Raw genomic sequence first — 19173 nt, 5'->3', positions numbered from 1 at the left:
GCACCATGACATCCACCATCCTGACCTCGGCCGCCGAACGCATCGCACAACTGGCCGTGGAGCAATTTGCCGAGCATGGTTACGACGCCGCCTCACTGAATGACATCGCCGTTCGCGCAGGCATCAAGAAGGCTTCGCTATACGCCCACTTTGCGAGCAAGGACGCGCTCTACGTGGTCGCACTCGAACTCGCCCTACGGGCCGAGCTCGATTACGTGCAAAGCCAATTTGCCAGGAACTCGCGGTCGATCAAGGCCCCCGGCGAGGTCTATATCAACAACCTGCAACGCCGCCACAGCGCCAATCAATCCCTGCGGTTCTTGTTACGGGCCGCGTTCTACCCGCCGACGCCGCTGAGGGACGTGGTCATGTCCGGGTTCAATGACTATATGGCGACGATCCGCGGCCATTTCCAACAGGCGCTGCTTAAGGCCTATCCGGACGTAGACGAACAGGCCATGCAAGTGTTGGCAGAGGCTTACCTGGTGATGATCGACAGCCTGCATGTAGAACTGACCTACGGTGATGCGCCGGCCTACGCACGCCGTCTGGAGGCGCTGCAACGGTTGTCGCGGGCGGTGGGTTACGATGAGATTATTCTTCGGTTACGGGGGTAAATACCTGAACGGCCTTGGCAGATTCAAGTTCCGTTTTGGTTCTCATCGGAATGACGCCCAGGCCACTTCCCGAATCGAACATAGGTGATCGCAATGCCATGTGTTAAACAGCGACTACAAGGCCGGTGGAGTGCCCGCCGTGGTGACGTGCCGCCGAGTCGCATGCCCCCCCAGGAAAATGTAGATCACTGATATGGCGGGCTTTTTTTCAAAGCTGGCGCACGCATTCCAGCAGAAAAAGAGCGCATGCAAACTTGCGCCAAGGTGCCTGGATCTATATATTCCCTAGCCTGCTGCACCGCTCAAGCGCTTTGTTCGACAACGCCCCCTTGAGCAGCTTCATCGCGCTGCCGCCCGAATGGCGAAACTGGTAGACGCATGGGACTTAAAATCCCCCGCTCGTAAGGGCGTCCCGGTTCGATTCCGGGTTCGGGCACCATAGATATCAAGGGCTTGCATGATGAACTTCGTGCAGGCCCTTATCTTTTCTGCTCCGCAATTTTAGACTCTGCTCCGCAATTATCCCTCCCTCGGCGTCCTGCCGACCGAACACGAACTACCAAATTGCCCACGATTCGTGGTGCTTGTCGTATGGCCGCGTTCGGCCAGAAGCGAGAATTCAGGTCATGGAAAATAAATCTGTCCCGTTATGACTGGTTCCGTTATTACTGCATCGCTTAGATACAGTGAAAAGTTCGCGACCGAGAGCTCGTGCAGTGTCCATATGAACCTTCGGATCCTGCATTTCTGACTCGAGTAGGAGTTCGGACGTCACTACGCATGCGCCGCAATAGTCGAAGATCCCATGGTCAATCTGCGTCTTCATGGCGTCGGCATAGCCGTGCCGCTCATAGGTTCCCCCATCGGCACCGCCGACACCGACAAGATGAACGCGCAGGTGACGAAGCTTCTTCACCAGCTTGGCATCCGAACTGTAATCAAACGCCCAGCCATTGGCGAACACGCGATCGATCCATCCCTTGAGAAGCGCTGGCATCGACCACCAGTAGATGGGATAGACCAGCACAAGGGCATCGGCGCGATCGATCCGCGCCTGCTCGGCGGCAACATCAGCGGGAGGCGGTTCCTCCCTGTGATGGACAGCGAGATCAGCCGCAGTGAACCTTGGATCGAACGCTTGCGCCGAGAGGTCCGCGATTTCGAAGGAGTTGCCGGGATCTGCCAGGGATACGCCTTCGGCGATTTGCGAAGCGAGGCTATGGGTGAGGGACTGGGGATCGTGATGGGCAACAACGATAAGCGCGTGCATGTCGAAAACTCCTGCTACTGATTGAGGGCGAAAGGGCGAACCCTATATACTATTGGTAAGTTACGCACAGTAAGTTACTTTTGGTATATAGCCATGTCAAGCATCGAGACAAGAGAGCAGGGTTCCAGACCGCAGCCGCGTCGGCGCATGTCAAGGGAAGAAAGGCAACGACAGTTGCTGGACGTCGCCTGGCGGCTAGTCCGGGAGGAAGGCACGGAAGCCTTGACGCTTGGACGGCTCGCCGAACAAGCTGGCGTGACAAAACCCGTGGTTTACGATCATTTCAGCACGCGGCCCGGGTTGCTGGCGGCGCTCTATCAGGAGTTCGATGCTCGCCAGACCGCACTCATGGACGCCGCGCTTCAGACGAGCGAACCCACCTTGCAGGACACGGCGACGGTCATCGCATCGTCTTACGTCAACTGCGTGCTTCTTCAGGGCAACGAGATACCCGGTGTGATCGCGGCGTTGGCCAGCTCACCAGAGCTCGAAAAGATCAAGCGCGAATACGAAGCGATCTTCATGAACAAGTGCCGGATGGCCCTCTCCCCATTTACCAGAGAGGGTTCTATCGCGCCCGCGAGTCTTCGAGCGATGCTCGGTGCGGCCGAGGCCCTATCCCATGCCGCCGCAACCGGAGAAATCACACCCGAGCAGGCGCAGGGCGAACTCTTCGAAACGATCATCGCAATGGTCGACAGAAGCGCGCGCGGTGGCACGTAAAGTGTCGACGAGAGCGGTGAGCTGAGCGTTTAGTGAATCGGAGGGCCAAACACGAATCTATCGGACGTTGCACCGGACGTCCGAAAAGGGTCGATTGTAGCCGGTCGCGAAAGACCGGAACTGGCCGATTCTGTTGAAAAAGTCGGTTCTTCCAGCCTGCCGGAATATTGACCGCTGAAAACGCCTTTCTTGCGCGCTGCTACGCGAAATCTGAGCCCGGGATCCCTCTACTCAAAGTAGAGATTTCAATCTCAAGCGCGTACTTTTCTGCCGTGGAAACCATAGCCGACTTTTTCAACAGAATCGGCCAGAAGCGAACACTCAACATAACTCCTAGTCACCATGGTGCAGAATGCCCTTCCAAAGAGCGGCGGCCTCGATTACCGCCGCCATAGATGATCCTGATACCAGCCATCAAGGCAGATAGCCCGGCAGCATAAAGCGTTGGCGAATGCTGACTCAGCCATGCAAGCACGATGAGCCAGGTGTCTGGTTTGTCTGGCATGTTGGGCGTCGTAGCTGCGCTGATTAAAGGTAAGTCGCTGATAAAGTTCAGGCTCGGAGAAGAGCATATGGCCACGTGTTACGATCGGCTGCGTTAAACGGATATGTCCCCCAGGGGAACCTGGTACACGATCTAATGAGCTGCAAAATGAGAGGCGAAATATGCAATTTAGAAAACACTACCCAATACTGATCGCTATGAGCTGTCTTCTCTTAACAGCGTGTGACACGAGGAAAGATCAGATTTATCAGGTCGTCCGTTGCGTTATGGCAACAGAGACTGTGGCCGGCGGCGCCCCTGGTGAAGTGGGGATCAAAACCGGGCAGGCGGTTGCTCAATATCAGAAGGACCATGGCCTAGATATGAACTACGAAGAAATTAAAGATCTCGCAGAAAAAGCACGAATAGAAATAACAGGAAATCCGGAGTTGCCAATGCCTGCTCAGATTGATCGAGCAAAAAAAATCATGGCTTCGGATCAATGCAAAAATAGTCATCCCTGATTAATTTGCTTCGCAAAATAATTTCGCAAATAAAAAAACCGACTATGTGGTCGGGCCTCTATCAAACTCGCCGTAGGCAAAATATTAACTATGGGGAAATAATGTTCTCAGCCGTGCGGGAATTCAAGCGGCCTCATTCATCTTGTAAGTTATCCCACCAATTGGGCGTAATGCCTTGGCGTCAATGTCATAGCAGGCATCGAAGCAGAGCTGCACAAAAGGCTCCCAGTCCCTCCCCCAAGCTGCCGGTGGGAGCTTGATGCCGTACTCCCCTTCCAACCAGGCACGAAAGATCTCTGGCTTGATGAATGGATCAGGGTTCGAAGACTGCCCGCCCTGGTGCATGTATCGATAGCGGCGAAATACACCCTTAGCGACGTACGCAGCACGATCACGCTTGCTGGCAGTCATGCGCTCTACTCGGGAGCAAGCCTGGTTGAAAACTGCCTCTTCCGCATCCTCCCGATCATCATCGATCGCCGACTGGATGTGACCAGCAAGCGCTCCGTGCACCGCGTGATTTGCAGTAGGTCCTCGCTGGGTACTCTGCACCACTACTCCAAGCTCTGCGGCATCTGAGGATTGGCCAGGCGCTGGGTTGTCGTTGCAGTCATGCCATGCCTGGCGCGCTGAATTAATCTTCATGCGACAGCCCTCTTCAGCTCTCTAGTCTTCGCTCGGTAGTCGGCGGTCATCGCCTTTAACTTTTCGACCGTGTACTTCTTGGCCTCATGAGGTCCCTCCAACCACTCAACTGCCTCAGCGCCTAGCGCTATTGATATGTGGCTGATCGAGAGCGAAACGCTCGAACCGTGCGAATGACCTGGCAAGCAATGCGCCCCGCGAATCCCAGCGGAAGAAGGGAGATTCAACTGAACAGAATTAGCGGTCCCGATAGCCTCGGCTGGGAACACCGGACCTCATGCACCCTGCCCCACTCAACCAGGGCATTCAGAGCTGTAGCGTGCATTTTGTAAGGGCCTTTTGCCCAGGGATTCACCTCGAAAGAGATCGCCCGGGAGGCAGGCATTGAGGGAGGCATGAGTGTTGACGAATACAGGTGAACATCCGGGACAACCGGCTGGCCGTCAAGCAGGGTAAAACCATCAACCATCACGGGGCTTACGAACTGGGTTGAGCAGCAAGGCGGCACAGAAATAGCCGACAACGTTCGCGGCGCGTTGGATTCATGTTCGACCAGTTGCTGGGAGCAGATTGTTACAGCAAACTCAATCCGCTCGCCCCACCTAAAGGAACTGAAATCACATGAAGGATCAACCCAGCCCTATCCCCCTGGTTATCCTTGACGTTCAGGACGCCATTGATCGCCCGAACTGGGACGGAAAAAATAATCCTGGGTACGTGGCGGTAATCCAACGCCTTCTTGATCTATGGCGATCAAACGACTGGCCAGTTCTGCACGTGAAGCACGATGAACGAACTCCTACATCTAGTTATTACGTCCATGGCCCGTGGAATGGCATCAAGGAAGTCGTTGCCCCGATAAAGGGAGAAGTCGTCATCATCAAACATGAAAACTGCGCCTTCATTGGCACCGAGTTGGACGCCACTCTCAAAGGGATGAAAGCAAAGCAGTTGGTGCTAACGGGGGTCGTCATTCATAACAGCATGGACGCCACGGTCCGTGCGGGGAAAGCACTCGGATACAGCATCATTCTTCCCTCAGACGCCACAACTGCTGTGCCCGTCGTCGGGGCGAATGGAAAGACCTGGGACGCCAAAACTGTTTACGACCTGACCTTGGCAATACTTGGTGATGAATATGCCGATGTTATGTCATCGGACGAAGTGATCGCACAGTTCACGTAAGGCTAAGAGGCTTCCTCAACCGCCCTGCCTCAGTATGAAGGCACCTATTGATGCGATAACAGTCGCTAGCGCCAGATGCAAAAAGCCCAGCGCTGGTTGGGCGGTTGGCTACCACAGAGCAACTCGAAAGCTACTGATATCTCGAATGCTCGCACGCTGCCTTCAGTCGTTGCATCGCATCCGGCGCCATAGGCGCGGTCATCATTGACCTGTAGGTCATGCACTCTTGAGTTTCATGGGGCTTTGGAATATCAACGTGACTCGAAGCGCACCCCGCCAGCAGCACCACCGCTACCGCCGCTATAAAAATCCGCATGTCGTTCCCTCTGTGGTTTGGCGGGACTGTAGCACTTATAGGACTGCGCAAAAGCTCGGCCCCTAGTCGTGTTTTACCAATCACATGAATGTTCAGTAAGCGGCTCATCAAACTGGACAAGGACGACTCGCGTGTAGCTACGGGCATTCATCACCCCCAGCAAAAACAGCGTCCTTTCTGCTGAGCCGCACGGGGTGTTTCCCGGCAGTCGAACCTCGATGTGCGCAGAGAGCAGCATTTTTTCCATAAGCTGGAAGTTTGAAACCTCTATACCTCAAGTCACGCAGATTCCACTACCAAGTCTGTTAATGGAACCGCACAGCAGGTCAAGACATGATTGCTCATTTGCTCTTCTGCAGATACCGCTGATGCACTTTGTTGGTCAACGCACCCAGAAACGACTCTCACTTTACATTGACCACAAAACCCTGCACGACATCCATAAGGTAATTGCACACCCGCTTGCTCAGCCTGACGCAATAAAGGCTGCTGATTATCGCCTAAGAAGGCGACTCCATTGACTATCAGGTTAACAGGCCTAAACTCAGCCTGAGGGATAATAGCAACATTGAAGGTTTCTTGATGATAATGTGACTTAGGCACACCGAGCTTCAATAACTCACACCGAGCATATTTCATGAACTCATCAGGACCACAGGCAAATACCTGCCGTTCGCTTACCTTAGGAATCCCCTTGAGCAACTGAGTATCTAAGCGTCGCTTTGGCCCGCCCCATAATTCATCAGGCCGAGTTAATGCGACAATAACTTTCAGATTAGGGTTAACGCTCTTAAGATAATCAATCTCTGACTTAAAAGCTATGTCTTCCCGAGTGCGGCATTGATAGTAGAGATAAATATCAATATGCCTTTTATTATCATAGAGGTAACGCAGCATAGAAATCATTGGTGTGATACCGCTGCCCGCAGCAAGCAATAGAAGCTTATCAGCAGTAATATCGAGATAAAATTCACCGACAGGTGATTCCATAGCTAACTTGTGCCCCACCTGCAAGCGATCATGTAACCAGTTCGAGACACGCCCACCGGGTGCTCGTTTTACCGATATTGCATATAGCCCCGCGCGCGAAGGCGTTGACGATAGCGTATAGCGACGCGTGAAATACTGACCGTCTATTTTAAGCGTTATAGGAAGATGTTGCCCTGGAAGGTATGAGGGAAGTAAATTGCCGTTTCCAGATTCAAACCAGAAAGTACAAATATCGTGAGAGACGTTCTCCCGCTTAACACAAATCAGACTTAGGCGTTGAGTGGCACTGACGTTAAATACCTCCCGGGGCTTCTCTTCTAAAACCTCGATAAAATCCCCTACTCTAATCACTCCCTCGTTGAGGGCAACAAGATTATGCCCGAATTTAATATTTCCTTGTTCATCGCTTCTGAATTCAGACAGTGTTTTTAACGGCTCTTTTTTTGCATCGAAGATTGTGCTTTTCGGATCAATCGTTGTCAGAATACATCGCGTGCAGGGTTTAACTCCCTCAAAGATAACGTCACCAATACGAATTCGCTTCCAGCTATCCTCATCGAAAGCATTCGTTCCACTGACCACTAGATTAGGTCTAAAATGGGTCATTGAGACATTCTCGATGCTGCGCTCATTCAGCGCGGCCAGAGAGGCCTCACTGATAATAAGCAAAGGGTAACCGTCAGCGAAACTGATGTTAAATGGAATAGCCTCACGCGTTCTATTCGATTGTTCACCGGTATAAAGCAGTTGCACCGGGGCACTCAAAATAGCCGAAAACCATTGATTCGCCTCATCGGTGGTAGTAAAGGCAATAAAGTTATCCTTGAACACATTGGTGCCAGCCTCAAGCATCATAAAATCCGAATACTTTAATACGAGACGTTTGCATTGCGCATAGGTTAAATATAATCCTTCCGCAAATAGCGCAGCGGTTATATTAAGTAACTGCGGGAACTCACGGGCCGTTATCATCTCGCCATCTTCACGCGCCACCATAAAGCGGCGATCGAACGCAATCCCCTGCTTCTCAACCCACACCTGTGACTGGCTGATTCCACCCGTCGATTTAACAGGATAAAATGTTATCTCAGTTAAATAAGGTTTATTCGTCAAGGTCACCTGATCCTCCGGATATTTTTAGACCGAATTAAATTATCAGATCGAAGAGTAGTTTTCCAAGCTATATCCGCGGGATATTATTTCTTTCCTGAGCGCCAGGGAGGTCAAAACATCAATCTCTTTAACCCGAGGGTAGCAATATGAACTCCTTAGAATGACATCATCTAAAAATGCGGGATGACACATTATCTCAAGACTCATACAACCTCGCTTATCGGCATTCTCTAGTATTTGCAGGATAAGCGCCTCTGAAACGGCCTCTCCATAAAAACTGGAATCGAAATAATTGGTGGCACGGGAAGTATTTACTTGAATATTAAATTTTTTAGCTTCAGTGCGGTCTATCCGCAAAGGCAATGATTTACTGCTTGCGAAGCTCTCAACCACGGGATAAATTTCTGGCAGCATATGCACAAAATGATGGCTGTCCAAATGTGTAGGGACCCTCCCAAAAACCTCTATAAACTTCTCAAATTGCGCATTTAATTCGACTGCTATCTCTGCGGGCTCCAGCATTCCCTTTTCTGCATATCCCCACAACCATTTACCTAGCTCCCCGGTTTCATTAACCAGACTTTTCATAGCCGTTAACGGACGTCCATAGGTCAAAACAAGGTGAAGCCCGACACCTAAACCTGGGTTTTTCTGACTCAGTTCAGCTGCGTGTAACGCATAAGGAGAGGTAACCATGGCGGTTGTCGACGTGACGATGCCGTTATTGTAGGACTCAACTATCCCGTAGTTCTGGCCTTTGCTCATGCCAAAGTCATCGGCATTAACAATTAAGATTTTTTTCATTTTGCTCCTCTCGTCATGTTCAATACTCCTCTGAATAGCGGGCTAAAGCAGAGAAGCGGAGCCTAGGGGAGATCTGAAGTAGCCAGCGTTTTTGATGCCGTCGTTGATTGGGGTCAAAAAAACGCTGCAACGCCATCCGGTCTCAAAACACGCATTTATAGGCCCGACGGAAATTTCGGCGGTTTGGGCATACCACCCCTTTAAGCGCCCGCCCCGGTCTGTTGAGCACCGACCAAGCACTCAAGCGCCTCACCCAAGCCTGTGGCCTTGTCACCAATCAACAAGTGCCAAACACCGCTTTCCAGCTGGCTGAGACCTTGGCAACCCAGCGCAGTGAGATCAGCTTCGGACAACCCCGACTCATCCCCCAACTCCACCCGCAACCGCGTCATCGCCACCGCTTCCAACTGCCGCACATTCCCCCTGCCACCCAACGCGCTCAGCCATTTCTCGGCTTCCTGCACATCCACCGCCATCGGCTTATCCAAGGGCGCACCCGTCACAGGTGCTCTGACAACAAACGAAGGCATGGCCAACCGAATTTCATCAGCAATGCAATCCGCCATCGGCCCGACCACCACCTGCAAACTCCCGCCGCTCCCTGGCCGCACAACAGCTATCGCGCCGAGTGCTTTCAGCTCCGCGTCCACCGCCTTGTTGCGGTCGACCATGTCCAGGCGCAGACGGGTGGTGCAGGCGCCGACACTGAGCAGGTTGTCGGCGCCGCCCAGGGCGCGGATATAGGCACTGGCCCGCTGGCTATCACTCATTGCTTGGGCCTGTACCACCTGGATATCTTCACGGCCAGGGGTCTTCAGGTTGAACCGACGAATGCAGTAGTTGAACACGCTGTAGTAGATCACCGCGTAAGCCAACCCCACAGGAAACACCAACCAACCATTGCTGGACTTGCCCCAACCCAGCACCATGTCGATAACCCCTGCGGCGAAGGTAAAGCCCAGGTGGATATCCAGCATATTGGTGACAGCCATCGACAGGCCAGTCAGCACCGCATGGATCAGATACAGGAATGGCGCCAGGAACATAAACGCGAATTCAACCGGCTCAGTCACTCCGGTCAAGAACGAGGTCAGCGCCATCGACAGGAAAATCCCGCCCATCACTTTGCGGCGTTCAGGCAGCGCATTCCGATACATCGCCAAGCACGCAGCGGGCAGGCCGAACAGCATCACCGGGAACATGCCGGTCATGAATTGGCCGCCTTTGGGGTCGCCCGCGAAGTAGCGAGCGAGGTCGCCAGTGACCACGGCGCCGGTCACCGGATCGGTAAAGGTGCCGAACACAAACCACGCCATATTGTTGAGGATGTGGTGCAGGCCAGTGACGATCAGCAGGCGGTTGACCACCCCAAACACAAACGCGCCGAGGCTGCCGCTTTCCATCAGCAGCACGCCGAAACTGTCGATACCGTGCTGGATCGGCGCCCAGATCAAACCAAAGATCACCCCCAGTCCAATCGCGCTGAACCCCGTGATAATCGGCACAAACCGCCGCCCGCCAAAGAACGCCAGGTACTCCGGCAACTTGATGTCCTTGAAGCGGTTATACAGCGCGCCTGCCATCAAGCCACTGGCGATACCCGCAAGCATGCCCATGTTGATGGAGGTGTCCATCCCCTTGAGCGTGGAGACCATCACCAGGTAACCAATCGCACCGGCCAAACCCGCCGTGCCGTTGTTGTCACGGGCGAACCCCACGGCGATGCCGATGGCGAAGATCAGCGCGAGGTTGGCGAAAATTGCCTGCCCGGCGTCGTGCATCACCGCGATGTTCAGCAGGTCGGTGTCGCCCAGGCGTAGCAGCAGGCCGGCGATCGGCAGGATAGCGATTGGCAGCATGAGTGCCCGGCCCAGGCGTTGCAGGCCTTCGATGAAATGTTGATACATGGTATGTCTCCTTTTGTTGTTGTTATCAGCTCAGCGGCCAGTGGTGTTGACAGGCTTGGCGGACGGTTTTGGCACTGCTCAGGTCGAGCAGGCCTTGGCTCAGTTGCCGGCATTGCGCCGCGTCCAGGTGGCGGACGCGGTCCTTGATTTCACCGATCTGCGGCGGGCTCACCGACAGCTCGCTGACGCCCAGACCGACCAGCACCGGCGTAGCCAGCGGGTCGGAAGCGAGGGCTCCGCACACGCCGACCCAACGCCCGTGTTTAGCCGCGCCGCTGCAGGTCTGGGCGATCAGGCGCAGCAGCGCCGGGTGCAACGCATCGACCCGCGCGGCGAGGCCGGCGTGGTCGCGGTCCATGGCCAGGGTGTACTGGGACAGGTCATTGGTGCCAATGGACAGGAAGTCCGCGTGCCTGGCCAGTTGCTCGGCCATCAACGCAGCGGCGGGCACTTCGATCATCACTCCCAGTTCGGGGCGCAGGGTCAGTTCCAGCTCTGCGCACAGCTCATCGAAGCGCTGGCGGATGTGCAGCAGCTCGTCGACTTCGCTGACCATCGGCAGCAGGATGCGGCAACGCGCCAGCGGGCTTACCTGCAGCAGGGCACACAGTTGCTGGTCGAGCACCTCAGGGCGGACCTGAGCCAGGCGAATACCGCGCAAGCCCAGCACCGGGTTGGTTTCAATCGGCAGCGGCAGATAATCAAGCTGCTTATCGCCGCCCACATCGATGGTGCGGATAATCACGGACTTGTCGCCCATGGCATCCAGCACGGCTTGGTAGGCCTGGCGCTGTTCCTGCTCATCCGGCGCGGTGCGGCGGTCGACGAAGAGGAATTCGGTGCGCAGCAGGCCGACACCATCGGCGCCGCTTTCAAAAGCAACCTGGGCTTCGGCGCTGGAGGCGACGTTGGCGGCCACTTCGATGGTCGTGCCATCAATGGTGTTCGCCGGCTGTTGGGCCTGGGCCTGTTGCTGTTGGCGACGCAGCTTCTGTGCGTCGCGAATCTGGTGCACTTCGGCGCGGCGCGCTTCGGTGGGTTCCAGTTCCAGGCGACCGTTGACGGCGTCGAGTACCACCCATTGGCCTTGGGGAACATCGAGTACTTCGGCGCCCAGCGCTACCACACACGGCAAGCCTTTGCCACGAGCCAGAATCGCCACATGGGAAGTCGCACCGCCTTCGGCCATGCAGAGGCCGGCAGCCTGCTGGGCACTCAATTGCAGCAGGTCAGACGGCGTCAACTCGTGGGCGCTGACGATCGCGCCGGCAGGCAATCCGAAGTGCCAGGCTTCACCTTGCAAAGCTCGCAATACGCGTTGTTGCAGATCCCTTAGATCATTTGAACGCTCGGCGAACAGTGGCTTGCCCAAGGCCAGCAATACCCCGCATTGCGCCTGGATCGCATCGTGCCAGGCGTGGGTAGCGGCGCTGCCGTTTTCGATGGCGCCGGTAGCCGCCTCCAGCAGTGTTGGGTCTTCCAGCAAGGCGAGATGCGCCGCGAAGATATCCTCTTCCTGGACGCTCTTACGCTGGCGGGCATGCTTCAGTGTCGTGCGGATTTCGCTGCGCACTTGCTCCAACGCTGCGTCCAGGCGTTGCAGTTGTTCGTCGGCGGAATGGTTGCCGGTGTCGGCCGGCAGTTCGATACCGGTCAGGTGAAACAACGGCCCGTAGACCAGTCCCGGCGCAGCACACACACCTTGCAGCACACCGGCTTCACTGTTTGCCCGGCGTGGAGCGACGATGGCCGGGGCGTGGTGTTCTTCTTTAATGACGACGGATAAGGCCGCGACCAACGCCTGCAGCGCCGCGTCGGCATCCTTTCCGACACAGTTCACACGGACTTCATCACCTTCGCCAATGCCCAGCCCCATCAAGCCGATCAGGCTGGCGCACGACGCCGATTTGCCGGCGAAATGCAGCTGCGACAGGCTGCTGAAACCCTGGGCGGTCTTGCGGATCAGCGCTGCGGGCCGCGCATGCAGGCCGCCGCGATGGGTGATGCGCACGCTGGCACTGGCGTGCGCCTCGGCGGTGTCGGCCATCACAGGCTGCACGACGCCAGCCTGACGCGCAACGATGCGCAGCAGGGCTTCGCCGACCTTGACGGCGTTCACGGCCACGGGGCGCAGTTCGAACTGCTCGCCGTTAGTGAGGATGATCAGGCTGACCAGGCTTTTGCACTGGCGGGCGATGCGATCCAGGTCAAAGCGCACCAGGGGCTGCCCATTGCTGACCCGTGCGCCTTGCTGGACCAGCAAGGCAAAGCCTTCGCCTTGCAGTTCGACGGTGTCGATGCCCACATGCAGCAGCACCTCGGCGCCATTGTCGGCGCGGATAGTCAGGGCGTGGCCGGTACGGGCAACGTGGATCACGACCCCGGCACACGGCGCATGCAGGCAATCGTTGAGGGGGTCGATGGCAATCCCGTCGCCCATGGCGCCACTGGCGAACACGTCGTCAGGCACATTGCCCAGGGTCAGCACTGGCCCGCTGAGGGGGGCGCTGAGGGTGAGGTCATTATTATTGTCGGGCATGGGCACGGTACTCATCAGGAAACGACAGAAATCAACTCAGTGGGTGCGAGTGACTTTGCTCAGGTGGCGGGGCTGGTCCGGGTCCATGCCCCGGGCCTGCGCCAGGCCGGCGGCCATCACGTAGAAGCTCTGGATTGCCAGGATCGGGTCCAGGGCCGGGTGTTCGGCGCGGCTGAGGGTCAGGTCGCGTTCGGCGATATCGTCGGGCGCGGCCAGCAGCACCCGAGCCCCGCGCTGGCGCATTTCTGTGGCCAGGCTCAGCAGTCCCGGCTGTTCGGCGCCGCGTGGGGCGAACACCAGCAACGGGTAGTTATCGTCGATCAAGGCCATCGGCCCGTGGCGCACTTCGGCGCTGCTGAAGGCTTCGGCCTGGATCGCCGAGGTTTCCTTGAGCTTGAGCGCGGCTTCCTGGGCGATGGCAAACCCGGCGCCACGGCCGATGACCATCAGGCGCTGGCAGTCGCGCAGGGCGTCGATGGCCAGGCTCCAATCCTGGGTCGCCGCTTCGCGCAGGCCGGCAGGCAGGGCGTGGCAGGCTTCGAGCAGGCCGTCTTCCTGGTTCCAGTGCCCGACCAGCTGGGCGCTGGCGCTCAAGGTGGCGATAAAACTCTTGGTCGCGGCCACGCTACGCTCGGGCCCGGCGCACAGCGGCACATGGAATTCGCAGGCGGCTTCCAGGGGCGAGTCTTCGGCGTTGACCATCGACACACTCAAGGCCCCGCGCTTGCGCAGCAGGCGCAGGCTGTTGACCAGGTCCGGGCTCTGCCCCGACTGAGAGAAGCCGAAGGCCGCCTGGCCGCTGACTTTCAGCGGCGCCTGCGCCAGGGTCACCACCGACATCGGCAGCGACGCCACGGGAACGCCCACATGCTGCATGGTCAGGTAGGCGAAGTAGCTGGCGGCGTGGTCCGAACTGCCACGGGCGACGGTCATCGCCACTTGCGGCGGCTGGCGGCGCAGGCGGCCGGCGACCTCGGCCAGCAGCGGGTCGAGGCATTGCAGTTGGGCCGCGACGGCCTCACAGGAGGACAGGGCCTCTTCAAGCATTTTTGAAGTCAATGGTTTCTCCTTCGACCATCGTCGGTGAGGTGCAGGGAGCGGTCCAGGCGCACGCCGCCCAGGCATTTGGACACGGTGTGGCTGCCCAGCTTGTATTCGCCGTCGGGCATGCTGGCGGTGCCGGGAGCGAAGCCCACCAGCTTGGCGGACTCATCTGAGGCGTTGATTGCCTGGATGTGCTGCGGGGCACGCACCACGGAGGACGCTGTCAAAGTTGGTTTTGTGAGGATTAACTTTTCGCTATTCCTCACCATTAATCACCCATGACCATTAGTTTCAGTGGCAATTCGACTTTCTTCTGAGCACTACCGGCGTGCAGGTCTAGCGTTATATTGATCCGAGTCTTTGGCACTTCATTTTGGAAACTATTTGAAGCCATACCCCCCTCCCCTCCAGGCTTTTTTGCAGCAGCAAGTGCTGAAGCGAAACCAATACTGAAACCAGTGCATATAGCCGACGCGTCAAATAGCACACCCGCCATAACACATAAGTTCCATTCCTAAAGAGGGCATAAAGCGCTTACACGTTGCTCGCTTTTGCCCGGCCAAGACCATGGTGAATAATTTCAAATGGTGATTACCTAGCCTTCACAGCGCGCCAGGGATCATTCAGAACAAAAATTAGGAATTATCCTACAAACAAACTGATTAACATTCGGAACCCGCTCCGTACTTGTAGGAGGGGTATGACTCACTCACATGGGTTACAAATCAGTTCACGCACATAGGTAACAGTTACTGACTGGCAGGCAATTACTGATCGTCGGGTACCTTCAACTACCTACAAGACACCGACCAAAGCTGATCAAGTCTTGTCGTATAGCTCTGACTCATAAGCTCCCGCCGCATCGCCCCGTCAGGATTCGCCGGCACTCTGGCTGAACGCAACGAGCCCCGGCCCCAACAACCATTAATCTGATCCAGCACGCTCATCACCCTGGACACGTTTACAGGTTGCGACACTGCAAACAAATCTTCAGTGTACTGGCCTCAGTCATTGAGGCAGGCTGTCCTCGTGCCGGCTCATTTGATTTTCTCGGTATCCGGCGCACGGGAAAGGCTAGACCCGGTCACGCTCAAGAAGCGTGCCGAGCAGAGGGTGTTGCGCCAGGGTAAGCAGGTCGTGGGCAACGTCAGGAACAAAGGGCCGGTTCTGAAGCCCTGACATACGCCTGGCACGCCCGCAGCGCGATCAATCCTTGGTCGTAGGTGTTGATATTGCCTATACTCGGCGACCTCAAGATAAAGACAAAGGAGCAAATTTGAACAAGAACTCGTATCGTTATCTGGTGCCTTTGATTTTTGGAACGCTGCTCTCTGCTTCCTTGCTTGTTACATGGCATAGCCATATTTACTCCAGAACCTTCTTCAAGCCAGATCTACAACAAAGCTTCCTTATCGCCTCATCAGTACTAGCAATCATCACTTCGCTGGGCATGTTATTATTTAAATCAAACATCACACCAGGCAACACTCTCAAAAATATAAAAATCATTATCTGCACTCCAATAGCCGCACTTATAGTATGCATGCTTATACTGGTCATTCCATTTTCACTTTCAATCTACCTTTCCACTGGAACTCAAAGCAGCTACACGACTGCCTATAAAAAAACCTCAGGCGGCAGAAGAAGCTGTAGTGGGATTGAATTCTTCGAGCCAGAACTAAATAAGGAAATCAAAATATGCCGATCAAACGTTATCGACAATACTGGACAGGTAAGCGTTTACAAAACCAGTACTCATAACGGCATAGTCATAATAGGCACAAAAATTTAATGGCGTTCTTAGGCAGAGGGTTCATATTTTAGGGAGCTGTAAACTATCCCCTCCCCTATCCGACAGGGTGAACACCTGACCCTGGGCCCAGTCAGTCATGCCCCGGTAGATCGCCGAGATGTCACGCAGCAGCGACCAGGCATCAGCCTTGTTCTGCAGGTTCAGGTTGCAGATGAAACGCAGCTCCAAAGGCCGAGACTTTGACCGGCCTGCCATCACCCGCAATGACAGGAAAACTGCACGAAAAACCGAGCATGGGTACAACAATCAGTTTGCGCAAAACGCCACCTGTCGACCCAATACTGTTCACCCTCCTCCTCCCGGAGCCCCAACACCCTGCAAGCTGGTGAACTCCAGAGCGACGGTAAAACGCTGCTGCTCAAGAATTACATCAATCTGCCAGCCCAATTTTGCACATAACTGACGCATCAACTGCAGCCCCAGGCCGTAGCCATAATCGCTGGATTCCTCCCTCGGCTTGGCCTCCCTGATGTGGTTGGCAATTACCAGGCGCGGGTAGTTGAAGCTGATTTCTACCTGGCCCTCTTCCGCGTATTGCAGGGCGTTGCGCAGAAAGTTACCGATCACGATGCGGCACGCGGTGGGGGGTAGTCGGCAGGGTTCGCTGTGGATGTCGACAAGCAGCTCGATATCCCGATTGCCGATCAGGTAGCGATGTTTGTCAATCAGCTCGCCGACCAACGCGCTCAGGTCTATATCTTCCTCAGGCAATGGTTCGGGGCGTTCGCGGCTCATCCACAGCAAGGTCTCGGCGATAAGTTGCATGTTCAACACCGAGCGCTCAATGCGCTGCAGGGAAGATGGCAAGACACCGCCGGCCTGCAGGGTCAACAGTTCTATATTGGCCTTGAGCACCGCCAATGGGGTTCGCAGTTCATGGCTGGTGTAGCGCAACAGGCGGCCTTCACGCTGGCTGGCAGCTTGTACTTGCTCAACACTCTGGGCCAGGGCATCGGCCAGGGTATTGAACTCCTTGAAGCTGAAATCCGGGCGCTCGCCGGCCCGGGCATCCGGGTTGTTCAGGGTACTGGACCATTGGGCCAGGCGTCCGAGCGGCCGCACCAGCCACCAGACCAACAGGGCGATGATAATCAGCGCCGGCACGAACACCGCCAGGCTGACAAACACGACGCCCTGCAGTACCTGGTCAAAGTAGGCATCGGACAGCGGCGTCTCGACCTCACCGCCCTCTTCGTGATCATGGTCAATGTCATACATATAAAGGGTCTTGCCGTCACCCAGGGGCTGGGTGAGGACTGCCCGGATCTCAGCATCGTCATCATCGGAGTCTGTATCACCGAAGACCTGAACGGCACCGAAGGACATGCTCGGCGGAGCCTCGAGCAGTTGGCGCACGCTCGCCGGCAAGGCTTCCTTGCCGATGACGGCCTCGAAGAAGTAGTTGCGCGGCGGTGGCGTGGTCGGATCCTTCTTGTAATGCCTGACGAAATACTGAGCCTCTTCTTCCATCATCGCGCTGGCGGTGTAGAGCAGGCCACGCACGGTGTATACCGGCAGCAGTTGGCTGTAGATCAGTAACACCACAGCAATCAGGAACAGGAAGCTGCCACTGATCACCCACTTCAGACTCAGGCGGTTACGCATGGGGCTTCACCTGAACACCGACCCCAGGCAGGGTGTGGATCAGCGGTCGGTCAAAGGGTTTGTCTACCGCCTTGCGCAGCCGGTGCATATGGACTTTAAGCGTGTTGCTGTCCGGTGGTTCATCGCCCCAGATCGTGGTTTCCAGGCGCTCCCGGGGCACGAGCTCAGGGCTGGCGCGCATCAGGTACTCCAGCAGGGTCCAGCAAATGGGTGACAAATGCAGCTCCTGCCCGGCGCGGCTGACTTTGCGGGTGGTCAGCTCCATGACCAGGTCGTCCACCTGCAGGCGGCTGGTCTGGCCACTGCGGCGCACGCTCAGGGCGCGAATCCTGGCGACCAGTTCGGCCAGCTCGAAGGGTTTGACCAGATAGTCGTCGGCCCCCGCCGCAAAGCTGGCGAGCTTGTCAGGGAGCGCGTCCAGTGAAGTGAGCATCAGGATCGGCGTCTGGCTGCCTTGCTGGCGTAGCCGTTCGCACACTTGCTGGCCGTCCAGGCGCGGCAACATGATGTCCAGGAGAATCACGTCGTAATGCTGGTCGAGTGCCAGGTTAAGGCCGGCCTGGCCGTTAGTGACGTGGTCGCAGACCATGCCGCTGATTTCCAGGTACTCGATGATGGTCGTGGCCAGGTCAAGGTTGTCCTCGACCAGCAGCAGGTGAATATGCACGGAAAAGTCCCCTCGGACAGGTGTTGCGCAGAGGGTTGAAGGATAACGGAAGTCGGGCGATTTCCCGTGGATGTTTACCTCGCGTTAACCCGGCACTCTCTAAGCTGGGGCTCTTCCTATCCTGAGCTCATCACCGTCATGAACCTTTACTCGATGGTTAAAAGAGTCCTGTTGGCTTTGATTCTATTCGGCCTGATGGCCAGCGTCCTGCCGTCTCGCGGGCAATTGGTCAACCTGGGAGGCGGCAGCCGGTTTCTGGTGGGCGAGCATCTCGAGCAGGCAGCTGCGTGCTGTGTCGCCAGTGCGTTCCGATAACGTAGGCGCCAGTTACAGCTGGCAGGTGCTGATATGCCTGGGGCTGATTGTGGGTGTGTCGATTGCGATGGGTAGCTACATCGTTCATTTGAATGCGCGCATTGATAAGCAGCGAGAACTGTCGCCGGTGTATCTGCACCAATGTGGCAACGGGCGCGGGGGGTTTATTGTGTACCCCGACGGCAGGCGCAGCAGTGATGACTGCTACCCCGCCGATGACCTTGAATCGACGAGCACTGATCAGCCGCAGGACGTACCAGGCACACCCCGCGAGCAATGGCTCAAATACATCCTGCCTGCCGTTGAAGGCCTGCGCAGAATGACCTCCAACAGTCTGATCAGCACCTCCATGCCCCGGCCGAAACCCCGGCACGCCAGCCTGCCAGGCACATCTGATATGCTTTTTTCTTTAACACCTGCATCTGTACCGAACAGTGCACAACCCGGACAATGGCTCATCGGCAGGAACTCCCCGGCCGCCCTTCTTCCTTTTGGAGGCCCCATGGCTAAGATGGCATTTTTTCTTTTAGGGTTTCTGGCACTGACCGTTGGCATTGGCCTGCTGGCCACGATCTCACCGGTCTGAGCCCCGGCCCGTAAAGGCCTGGACTC

At 56.2% G+C, this 19173-nt stretch carries 17 protein-coding genes, 1 tRNA gene and 5 pseudogenes; 8 read left to right on the top strand and 15 right to left on the bottom strand.

The window, feature by feature from the left end:
• The first annotated feature begins 5 nt into the window (after window positions 1-5).
• Together PSH80_RS11385 and PSH80_RS11380 are read left to right on the top strand one after the other, a co-directional pair.
• Window positions 6-617, top strand: coding sequence for a TetR/AcrR family transcriptional regulator (locus PSH80_RS11385; protein ID WP_057959520.1), 612 nt, complete (start codon window positions 6-8; stop codon window positions 615-617).
• A 352-nt stretch (window positions 618-969) separates the two neighbouring features.
• Window positions 970-1056 (top strand) — tRNA-Leu (locus PSH80_RS11380).
• A gap of 180 nt (window positions 1057-1236) precedes the next feature.
• On the opposite strand, the gene PSH80_RS11375 is transcribed toward PSH80_RS11380, so the two are convergent.
• Window positions 1237-1887: an NAD(P)H-dependent oxidoreductase gene (locus tag PSH80_RS11375; protein WP_057959519.1), complete on the bottom strand. Its 651-nt coding sequence runs from the start codon at window positions 1885-1887 to the stop codon at window positions 1237-1239.
• A 93-nt stretch (window positions 1888-1980) separates the two neighbouring features.
• Here PSH80_RS11375 and PSH80_RS11370 point away from each other — a divergent pair, with 93 nt between their 5' ends.
• Window positions 1981-2610 carry a TetR/AcrR family transcriptional regulator gene (locus PSH80_RS11370; protein ID WP_057959518.1) on the top strand — a complete coding sequence of 210 codons (630 nt, stop codon included), beginning with the start codon at window positions 1981-1983 and terminating at the stop codon, window positions 2608-2610.
• Between the two features lie 355 nt (window positions 2611-2965).
• On the opposite strand, the pseudogene PSH80_RS11365 reads toward PSH80_RS11370, so the two are convergent.
• Window positions 2966-3115: pseudogene (locus PSH80_RS11365) on the bottom strand (phage holin family protein); the annotation flags it as partial.
• Between the two features lie 161 nt (window positions 3116-3276).
• Between PSH80_RS11365 and PSH80_RS11360 the strand changes: the two are divergent.
• Window positions 3277-3618, top strand: coding sequence for a hypothetical protein (locus PSH80_RS11360; RefSeq protein ID WP_186626183.1), 342 nt, complete (start codon window positions 3277-3279; stop codon window positions 3616-3618).
• A gap of 123 nt (window positions 3619-3741) precedes the next feature.
• Here PSH80_RS11360 and PSH80_RS11355 read toward each other — a convergent pair whose 3' ends face one another.
• Both PSH80_RS11355 and PSH80_RS11350 read right to left on the bottom strand, forming a co-directional pair.
• Window positions 3742-4263, bottom strand: coding sequence for a hypothetical protein (locus PSH80_RS11355; protein ID WP_305420252.1), 522 nt, complete (start codon window positions 4261-4263; stop codon window positions 3742-3744).
• Window positions 4260-4385 (bottom strand): annotated as a pseudogene (locus PSH80_RS11350) (recombination protein NinG); the annotation flags it as partial. The pseudogene PSH80_RS11350 and the gene PSH80_RS11355, both read right to left, overlap by 4 nt.
• A gap of 499 nt (window positions 4386-4884) precedes the next feature.
• Between PSH80_RS11350 and PSH80_RS11345 the strand changes: the two are divergent.
• On the top strand, window positions 4885-5448 hold the full coding sequence (locus PSH80_RS11345; protein WP_057959515.1) for an isochorismatase family protein: 564 nt from the start codon (window positions 4885-4887) through the stop codon (window positions 5446-5448).
• A gap of 595 nt (window positions 5449-6043) precedes the next feature.
• Here the strand turns inward: PSH80_RS11345 and PSH80_RS11340 are convergent.
• The 8 genes and pseudogenes from PSH80_RS11340 to PSH80_RS11305 all read right to left on the bottom strand — a co-directional run.
• Entirely contained in the window at window positions 6044-7873 is a 1830-nt protein-coding gene (locus tag PSH80_RS11340; RefSeq protein WP_120732791.1) for a hybrid-cluster NAD(P)-dependent oxidoreductase, read from the bottom strand.
• A gap of 36 nt (window positions 7874-7909) precedes the next feature.
• Window positions 7910-8671: a chitin disaccharide deacetylase gene (chbG, locus tag PSH80_RS11335; RefSeq protein WP_305420250.1), complete on the bottom strand. Its 762-nt coding sequence runs from the start codon at window positions 8669-8671 to the stop codon at window positions 7910-7912.
• Between the two features lie 200 nt (window positions 8672-8871).
• Complete coding sequence (gene nagE, locus PSH80_RS11330; RefSeq protein WP_305420248.1) at window positions 8872-10578, bottom strand: N-acetylglucosamine-specific PTS transporter subunit IIBC; 1707 nt, start codon at window positions 10576-10578, stop codon at window positions 8872-8874.
• A gap of 25 nt (window positions 10579-10603) precedes the next feature.
• Window positions 10604-13117, bottom strand: coding sequence for a phosphoenolpyruvate--protein phosphotransferase (ptsP, locus tag PSH80_RS11325; protein WP_305420246.1), 2514 nt, complete (start codon window positions 13115-13117; stop codon window positions 10604-10606).
• Between the two features lie 36 nt (window positions 13118-13153).
• Entirely contained in the window at window positions 13154-14176 is a 1023-nt protein-coding gene (locus PSH80_RS11320; RefSeq protein ID WP_115127493.1) for an SIS domain-containing protein, read from the bottom strand.
• 44 nt (window positions 14177-14220) lie between these two features.
• A pseudogene (locus tag PSH80_RS11315) lies at window positions 14221-14292 on the bottom strand (hypothetical protein); the annotation flags it as partial.
• A 140-nt stretch (window positions 14293-14432) separates the two neighbouring features.
• Window positions 14433-14555, bottom strand: a pseudogene (locus PSH80_RS11310) (type VI secretion system contractile sheath small subunit); the annotation flags it as partial.
• A gap of 397 nt (window positions 14556-14952) precedes the next feature.
• Window positions 14953-15165: pseudogene (locus PSH80_RS11305) on the bottom strand (DUF4113 domain-containing protein); the annotation flags it as partial.
• Between the two features lie 272 nt (window positions 15166-15437).
• Here PSH80_RS11305 and PSH80_RS11300 point away from each other — a divergent pair.
• Window positions 15438-15953 (top strand): hypothetical protein, encoded by a 516-nt coding sequence (locus PSH80_RS11300; RefSeq protein WP_169990572.1) that lies wholly within the window; start codon window positions 15438-15440, stop codon window positions 15951-15953.
• A 21-nt stretch (window positions 15954-15974) separates the two neighbouring features.
• Here the strand turns inward: PSH80_RS11300 and PSH80_RS11295 are convergent, their stop codons facing one another.
• From PSH80_RS11295 to PSH80_RS11285, 3 genes are all read right to left on the bottom strand, one after another.
• A complete protein-coding gene (locus PSH80_RS11295) occupies window positions 15975-16142 on the bottom strand; it encodes a hypothetical protein (RefSeq protein WP_164844858.1) in 168 nt (55 codons plus the stop codon).
• A 117-nt stretch (window positions 16143-16259) separates the two neighbouring features.
• Window positions 16260-17579: a HAMP domain-containing sensor histidine kinase gene (locus PSH80_RS11290; protein ID WP_120732785.1), complete on the bottom strand. Its 1320-nt coding sequence runs from the start codon at window positions 17577-17579 to the stop codon at window positions 16260-16262.
• Window positions 17572-18246 carry a response regulator transcription factor gene (locus tag PSH80_RS11285; protein ID WP_057441969.1) on the bottom strand — a complete coding sequence of 225 codons (675 nt, stop codon included), beginning with the start codon at window positions 18244-18246 and terminating at the stop codon, window positions 17572-17574. The genes PSH80_RS11290 and PSH80_RS11285 overlap by 8 nt, the downstream gene beginning before the upstream one ends.
• A 171-nt stretch (window positions 18247-18417) precedes the next feature.
• On the opposite strand from PSH80_RS11285, the gene PSH80_RS11280 reads away from it, so the two are divergent.
• Window positions 18418-18561 (top strand): hypothetical protein, encoded by a 144-nt coding sequence (locus PSH80_RS11280; RefSeq protein WP_162947681.1) that lies wholly within the window; start codon window positions 18418-18420, stop codon window positions 18559-18561.
• Window positions 18548-19147, top strand: a complete 600-nt coding sequence (locus tag PSH80_RS11275; RefSeq protein WP_233096897.1) for a hypothetical protein — start codon at window positions 18548-18550, stop codon at window positions 19145-19147. The genes PSH80_RS11280 and PSH80_RS11275 overlap by 14 nt, the downstream gene beginning before the upstream one ends.
• The last annotated feature ends 26 nt before the right edge of the window (window positions 19148-19173 follow it).

The sequence above is a fragment of the Pseudomonas sp. FP818 genome (genome assembly GCF_030687335.1).
GTDB classification, from domain to species: domain Bacteria; phylum Pseudomonadota; class Gammaproteobacteria; order Pseudomonadales; family Pseudomonadaceae; genus Aquipseudomonas; species Aquipseudomonas shahriarae.
This window is presented reverse-complemented; position numbering and strand designations above follow the sequence as displayed.

What these genes read in the sequence shown, in the direction of transcription:
- PSH80_RS11385 (WP_057959520.1), top strand. Translation starts at nt 6, where the DNA reads ATGACATCCACCATCCTGACCTCGGCCGCCGAACGCATCGCACAACTG.
- PSH80_RS11375 (WP_057959519.1), bottom strand. Translation starts at nt 1,887, where the DNA reads ATGCACGCGCTTATCGTTGTTGCCCATCACGATCCCCAGTCCCTCACC.
- PSH80_RS11370 (WP_057959518.1), top strand. Translation starts at nt 1,981, where the DNA reads ATGTCAAGCATCGAGACAAGAGAGCAGGGTTCCAGACCGCAGCCGCGT.
- PSH80_RS11360 (WP_186626183.1), top strand. Translation starts at nt 3,277, where the DNA reads ATGCAATTTAGAAAACACTACCCAATACTGATCGCTATGAGCTGTCTT.
- PSH80_RS11355 (WP_305420252.1), bottom strand. Translation starts at nt 4,263, where the DNA reads ATGAAGATTAATTCAGCGCGCCAGGCATGGCATGACTGCAACGACAAC.
- PSH80_RS11345 (WP_057959515.1), top strand. Translation starts at nt 4,885, where the DNA reads ATGAAGGATCAACCCAGCCCTATCCCCCTGGTTATCCTTGACGTTCAG.
- chbG (WP_305420250.1), bottom strand. Translation starts at nt 8,671, where the DNA reads ATGAAAAAAATCTTAATTGTTAATGCCGATGACTTTGGCATGAGCAAA.
- nagE (WP_305420248.1), bottom strand. Translation starts at nt 10,578, where the DNA reads ATGTATCAACATTTCATCGAAGGCCTGCAACGCCTGGGCCGGGCACTC.
- ptsP (WP_305420246.1), bottom strand. Translation starts at nt 13,117, where the DNA reads ATGCCCGACAATAATAATGACCTCACCCTCAGCGCCCCCCTCAGCGGG.
- PSH80_RS11290 (WP_120732785.1), bottom strand. Translation starts at nt 17,579, where the DNA reads ATGCGTAACCGCCTGAGTCTGAAGTGGGTGATCAGTGGCAGCTTCCTG.